Source organism: Fulvivirga kasyanovii, from assembly GCF_009711405.1.
Classification (GTDB): Bacteria; Bacteroidota; Bacteroidia; order Cytophagales; family Cyclobacteriaceae; genus Fulvivirga; species Fulvivirga kasyanovii.
In genome coordinates, this window is record NZ_SMLW01000621.1 from 20537 (window position 1) to 28200 (window position 7664).

At 46.0% G+C, this 7664-nt stretch carries 2 protein-coding genes; both read right to left on the reverse strand.

The genetic code is table 11. The annotated features are described in order from the left end of the window. Positions 1-141: 141 nt before the first annotated feature. Positions 142-3201, reverse strand: coding sequence for a M4 family metallopeptidase (locus E1163_RS20370; protein ID WP_155174306.1), 3060 nt, complete (start codon positions 3199-3201; stop codon positions 142-144). Between the two features lie 148 nt (positions 3202-3349). Then, positions 3350-7381 carry a response regulator gene (locus E1163_RS20375; RefSeq protein WP_155174307.1) on the reverse strand — a complete coding sequence of 1344 codons (4032 nt, stop codon included), beginning with the start codon at positions 7379-7381 and terminating at the stop codon, positions 3350-3352. Between the last annotated feature and the right edge of the window lie 283 nt (positions 7382-7664).

Sequence of the window (7664 nt, forward strand, 5' to 3'; positions counted from 1 at the left end):
AACCGAAAGTTAATGAGCGCATGGAGTCTGGTACCATAACTGAATAGCATTAAGCCCCTTGCCGGTCAAGACATAAAAGAAGGGGCCGGTCATACAACCAGCCCCTAAAACTAACCCGTAAAATTAATCAACCTTAGAGAGTTACTCTTGTACCAACAACCTTTTGGTATTTCCATCCACTTCGAGTACATAAATGCCGGGTTTTACTGATCTCAGGTCTACCCTGATATCATTTACGCCTTCATTAAGCTCTACATGCTGTTGGTAAACAGTAGCCCCAGTACTATTGACAACGCGGAGTTTTACTGCTTTAGCCTTTCGAAGGCTATAAATTTTAATATCTACATAGCTTCTGGCCGGGTTAGGGTAAAGGTTAAGCCCATCAGCTAGAGGTTCTCCGCCACTAAATGCAGAAGTAGCTCCGTTGCATGGCCCCAGGTTGGTCCACCAGCCGTAGTATGGAGGCCAGTAGATGCCATCGATCTGGGCTTCGTACAGGTATCCGTTGTACACTACTCTGTCTCCGGTATTATATAATTTTCCATTCTGATAAGGAGACACACCGCTGCATCCTCCACCATTATCTCCACTTTCAGTAGTGAATGTAACAGTTGCGTAAGGCGCTGACTGCCCGTTAGAGCAGGTGTAATTGATACGTACATCATAAGATGTATTGGCTGCCAGTCCGGTAAACGGCTCACTGTTGGAGCTTACTGTTTCGGTAGTCCAGGTAGATTGTGAGCTTCTCTTGTAACCAAAGTTATAACTGCTTACCCCTGATACTGCATTCCACGAGATTTGGGCTGAATTGCTGGTAATTTGAGAAGCGGCCAGTCCGGTAACGGCATTGCAGCTACCTCCGCCACCACATGGGCCGATCTCTCTCCAGTACGCTGAGGTTGGAGGCCAATAGTAAATATCATAGAGGGCTTCGTATATTTTATTGTTATATACTACCTGGTCACCGGCATTATAGTAGGCCGACTGGCTCCAGGCCGGAAGTCCGTCGCAACCTCCGCCACCATCAGACTCGGTATTAAAGCTGGTAGAGGCATACTCAGAAGGATCACCATTGCTGCAAGTATAGCGTACTCTTACATCGTAACGGGTACCTGCACTCAGCCCTGACAGGCTTCTGGAAGTGCCATTTACAGTAACACTGGTGTAAGATGATGCACTGGCAGCTTTGTATTGTAAAGTGTAGGAACTAACTCCCGAAACGCCACTCCATGATACAGAAGCTGATGTTTGCGTTATGCTACCTACTGACAAACCTGTAACCGCATTACAGCCAGGGTTATCAGACTCTGTGGTAAAGGATGTTGTAGCATAGTCAGCAGTAGAACCGTTAGAGCAGGTGTACCTGGCCCTTACGTTGTACGTAGTGCCGGCTGTTAAGCCTGTAATTGTCCTGCTGTTGGCATTTACATTCAGCGTAGTGTACGTGCTGCTTGTGCTTGGCTTGTATTCAAGTGTATAAGCGCTTACCCCTGAAACGGCATTCCAGCTCACTGTAGCACTGGTAGTTCCTATCTGGGAAACGGATAAGCCCGTAAGAGCATCACAACCTCCACCACAATTGCCGCTGAAGGCGCTTCCAACACCTACCGCGTGCATGGCATCCGTAGCCGCAGCCTCCTCGCATGAACCGTTTCCATAGAGGTCACGCGCTGCATTGATTACAGCCGTTCTGGCTGCGGAGTAACCGGATGATGCTGTTAAGTACCTTGTCAAAGCTCTGTAAGCGATCTGGGCTGCTTTTTCAATCCCAACGCCACTTACACTGAATGAGCTGCCATTATCATTTGTACCACTTCCACCTTCGGCAGTCAGGTAGTACCAGTAGTTCAGTACGCCACTGTTGGTATGCACACCGCCGTTGTCTCCGCCGGAAGTGCTGGCCCAGTAAGTACCTCTGTAGGTATCGGGCTGACGATGACGGTTGGGATTGCTCATAGACCGTTGGAAAGCAATATACTCTCCAACAGTCCACTTATCGCCAACATTTGCATAGTGCTCTGCATAAGTTCCGAAAATATCACTAAAGGCTTCATTAAGTGCACCTGACTCACCCTGATAGATCAGGCCGGCAGAGGTGGCTGTAACACCATGGGTAACTTCGTGCGCCACCACATCCAAAGAGGTAAAAGGTGTACCGCTGCTGCTGTTGCCAAATGAAGCGGTTCCGTTTTGCCAATAGGCGTTGTTGTTTACCTGAGGGTTGTTAACTACAAAATTGATCTTAGAGCCTCTGTTGTCATATCCGTTCCTGCTGAATTTCTCTTTGTAGTAATCCCAGGTAACTTCAGCGCCCCAGTACACATCTATATAGTACTTGGCATTTCCTGTACCTGAAAAGGTAGAAGATGTGCTGTAGTACGGGCTGTTGTTGTTGTAAAGCTGGAAATTCCTGTTTCCGGTTTGTCTCGCATAGTAGTAGCTTCCGCTCTGATCTACCGTGATGGACTTGGCTCCATAGTAACCTGTATTGGCCGTACCGTTTACCAGGGCATCATGGATCAGGGATTCTTCGAATACAATTTTTCCGTTGGCTGCATCCACGTATACATTTTGCTCTGTATAAGGTTCAACCGCAAACACATCGAACCGGTAGGTCAGTGTAAGCTTGCCGGCATCCAATTCATTATCGGTAGTAATATAAACCAGCTCACCTTCCGGTTTGTCATAATTAATGTCTCTGTGGTTTTCATGCTTTCCGGCTTTTACCTGCCGGGCTTCTTCGGTTTCCCAAATATAGGTTCGGGCATTTACATGCTCCAGTGCTCTTCTCAAAGCTGCAGTCTCTGACAACGAGGCTGACTTTTGAGCAGATACGGGAAGCTGCTTGTACCACTCTCCATTGGCGGTAAGTACTTTACCGTCCTTCACATGCAGCAAAAGCATAGAATTGGCTATAGCAATATTATTAAAGGTTTGCCTTACTCGGTAGTGGGTGATCCCCAGCTCATCGGTTTCTACATTGAGAACTTTAATACCGTAATCAGCATTGGCTTTATAATTCTGCCGGATAAATGATTCAACGCTGCCAAGTGCCGGCGTTTTTTCAAATTCTGTAAAGTGCTGGAATAATCCTTTCTGCTCGTACCGGCTCACATCCTGAGCATTAGCCATTCCCAGGCTAAATAATAACAACAATGTGAGAAGATGAGCATTCATCTGTCTCATAAACGTTCTTTTCATATGGGTATTTGGTTTTAGGTTTGAAAATTAAATACCCTCCAAGGTGTGTATTCTGGCTAAACAACAGCGCTAAAACTGTACATGGAAATAAGGTCGTTTTGTTTAGAAGGGGTCGTTTTGTTTACAAAGGGGCCGCTTTGTTCAAAATTCAACCTTTGACCTTGTTGTTTCTCAGGAAGTCGGACGGTGAAATGCCGAAGTAGCTTTTGAAATACTTCCTGAAATTTTTAGGGCTGTTATAACCTATTTCATCGCTGGTCTCATTGATGTTATAACGACCTGACTTCAATAGTTTGGCTCCTTTGCGTACCCTCATCACATGAATAAACTCTTTGGGAGAGTAATTGGTCAGCGCAGGGAATTTCAGGTAAAGCAGCGACCGGCTGACCTTAAGTTTATCTGCCAGGTCGGCCACATCGAAGTAAGGATCGGCCATGTGGGCATTCACAATTACCATAGCCCTTTTCAGGAGATCAGAGTCCGGTGAGTTTTGTACTGCCTCATCAATGTTGGCCATGGAGTCGGAAAACATAGCTTTCAGGCTGGCCCGAGAGCTGATCAGGTTTTGAACACTTGCCAGCAAAACTGATTTGTCGCAGGGTTTGGACAAGTGCAGGTCGGCACCCGCTGTCAGTACCTCCACTTTTTTGGAATCCGAGGCAAAGGCCGTAAGCACTATGATAGGAATGTGGCTGGTCATCTCATCTTCCCTGATCTCGCGAATGAGTGCATGACCGCTTTTTCCGGGCATCGAAAGATCCGTGATGATCAGGTCGGGCAATTTGGTTTTGGCCAGCTCAACGCCATCAATCCCTGACCTGGCATCAATTACCGAATAGTATTCTGAGAGGATGCTGCATATATAGTTCCTGATCTCCTTATTGTCTTCCACCACAAGCACTTTGGCTCCTTCGCTGGGTTTAAACTCTTTATTGAATCGTAGCAATGTCCGCTTAAGGTGATGCTGCAACCGGTACTTAAGGAGCTGATCGCTTTGGAAATGTGATGACCCTTTATAGAGAAATAACGAAAAAGCAGTGCCCTCTCCTTTCACACTGTTAACACTGATCTCTCCATGATGCAGATTGACCAGCTTTTGGCTCAGGTGCAGCCCTATACCCGTGCTTTCAAAACCACTGGCTTCATTGATCGGCGGTTGTGAAAAGCTGCTGTCAAACACCTTGCCCAGGTCACTCTCCGCTATACCCATACCGCTGTCCTCCACAATGATTTGCACCGCATCGCGCCCTGCTGCTTGATAGCCGCAGTTGACACTGACTTTAATGCTGCCCTCGGCCGGGGTGAACTTAAAGGCATTGGAAAGCAGGTTGAAGATTACCTTTTCAAGCTGGTCTTTATTAAACCAGATCAATTCAAAGTTTTTATCCGTTTCAAATTTCAGATCAATATGGTTTTTCCTGGCCAGCTCTTCAAAAACCTGGCAGGTATCTTTCACGAAGGTGACGATGTCATGCTGCGCCACCATGAGTTTAAGTCCTTCCTTCTCCAGCTTCTTTACATCGATGAGCTCATTGGCCAACCGCTTGAGGCGCTGTGCGTTGATCTCAATCTTATCCAGATGTTTTGGGTTCAGTGCGTTGCCATTGGTTTTCAGGCTATCAATGTCGTTGAGTATGAGGGTTAGAGGAGTCCGGAACTCATGAGAGATATTGGAAACGAAGTCCAGCTTGAGATTTTGATTGATTCGAGCCACTTTTTCCAGTTCCAGTTGCTGCTTTAGCCGCACTCCCGCGAGCCTGTAGCGGTAATACCCGGCTACGATCAGGCCTGCCACCAGGCTGTACAGCACAAACGACCACCAGGTTTTCCACCAGGGGCCGTCAACTGCCATAGGTATGGATGAAGTGGCCAGCACCTCTCCTCCATGACGGATCACTCTTACATCGATTTTGTACTCTCCCGGACTGAAGTGGTGCAGGGAAATATGCGGACTTACGGGGTCTACGGGAAACCATTTCCCATCATCAATACTATACTCAAAGCTGATGCCGTCGTGCCGGTGATGTGTGGGGAAGCCTAGCAGAATATCTATCACATCATCTTCGTTGATTTCCACAACTGCCCCTTCTGTGAGGGTGTTTTTAACTAGCTTATCATTAACCAGTATATCTGAAATGATGATACTGCATGGAGCGTTGCATTGTCTATCATTTTCTGCCAACCTCCCGGGGTTGATAAATACCACTCCTTTATTGGTTCCAAAGAAAATATTGCCCTGACTATCCTTTCCTACGGAGCCATAATGAAAAAACGGCCAGCCTTTCGCTCCGGGCACCCTGTACTGATTGATCCTCCCAGTGGCAGGATCAAAAGAGAATATTCCCTGGTTGGTGCCCATCCAAAGCGTTTGGTGCTCATCTTCAATGATAGCATTGATCTTCTTGTTTTTGAAATATGTCTTTTCTCCAAACTCCACCGTCTTCCCTGTTTTAGGGTCATACTTATAGAGGCCTCTGTTAGTACCCAGCCAGTTGGCACCATCTGTGGCTATAACAGCATGAAAGACATAAACACCGTAGTTGTCCGGAAAAAGGTAATCATGACTGGTGTACAATCCATCTTTTACAATCCCGTTGACCCAATGACTAAAGAGAATGATGCTGCTGTCACTCAAAAAGTCACCATAGTAGATGGGCTTGTCCATCTGAAAAACACCTTTGGCCAATGAGTCCAGATGATTGGTAACCTCTCCGGTTTCAGGGTTAATTTTATTCAACCCTTCCTGAGTGGTGGCGTAGACCTGCCCCCGGGTATCTTCAAAAACATCATTAACAATAGATGAGGTTAATGGATCTGCATCACCGGGTGCATATATTTTAGGATACACTGTTTCACCTTGCAGAAAACGCCTGTACTGCGCCTCGGTATAATAGCATAGGCCTCCATATGTCGCTATCCATAAATTATTTTTCCGGTCAAAATGAATTTCACTTGTACTGTCGGAAGGAAGATTAAGCCTTTTACTGTTTTCCCCTACTCCTGACAGGTCAAAGGCGCCTTCACCCTGATGCTGCAGGTAGATCACTCCTTTGCCAAACGTACCCACGAGAAGCCCGTTTTTATTATCTGGCTTTACAGAGTATAAACTGGTCAGATTGCCGATATACTCATGCAGTGCTATAGTTTTGATCCCTTCTCCATTGATGGATGTGCTTTTAAGGCCATCGCCTATGGTGGCTATCCACAGTGTGTTATTTTTCACATAAATAGACGATATACCATCATCCAGAAAGTTGAAATCGGGAATGGATTCGAAAGAAATTGACTCAGGCTCCGGGTGCCGGCTGTTGAGGTGGATGCGATACATGCCCATACCGGTAACCGAAAAGTAGAGGTACCCGTCGGCAAAGGAGGCGGCAGAATAAGGCCTGATAGTAGGTATATCACCAAAGTTTAGCCCGGGAACCCTTTCCAGTCTTTGCTTATTCAGGTCGTAGATGAAAGGGCCTTCTGTCAGGTAATTGATCAAAAGCTGCTCTCCGGGTAGCTGTTGCAGGTTCTTCCCCAGCTTAAATTCATGCCGCTCATCTTTCAACGGATTATTGATCAGGCTAAAACTTTTCCACTGCCCGACCTCATTGGTTTTGCCATGAATTACGCCATAGCCTGCTACTGAAATGAACAGGTCGCGCCCTTTACTAACCAAAAACTCATTGACGATCAGGTTTTCACCAAAATAGCTGACATCAAAAGCCTGAAAGGTCAGCGGATTAAGGTCTGCATCAGTGGATACAAGATAAACACCGTGTAAATAAGAGATCAAGGCACGATTGTCACCCAGGTAGATGATATCCTCAATGGGCTTATTGATGGACAAGGGATGATCTATTTGCCGGCGAAGCTCCGGGTCATATATTTTTAACCCGTTTTTGGTGCCCAGCCATAACCTTCCGCCAGGCATGATGTAGACAAAATATACGGGTGAATGCCGGCCGGTGCTATCCGGCTCCAGCACGCGGGAGGCATGATACCCATCGAACTTTACCAGCCCGTTTTCAGTCGCCAGCCACAGAAGACCTTTCGCGTCTTCCTTGATGTCGTAGATATAATTGGACACCATGCCATCTATCTCCTTATATTCATTCCACACCGGCCTGATCTGGCTATGGGAACCAAAGGGAATCAATAAAAGCAGATAGGAAAAAATTAAGAATCTCATGATATTTCTAAGAAATGGGGCCTAAATGAGAAGAATACGAGGTAGAAATGTGCCTGAATAAGAACATCGCTTCCGTCATAAATTCAACAAAAAGCCCCTATGCAGACATTTAGAGCTATAAATACGCTATTTTATTAAGGTTTTCAAAAGGAATGAGCTTGTTTTTTAACCGATTCACAAATAGCACCTTATACTTCATTGAAGATTGGTTCCGCTGAACAGTTATATGGGCGGCAATAATTTGGTAACTAAAATTTATTATTATTAAGCTTATAGCATTATC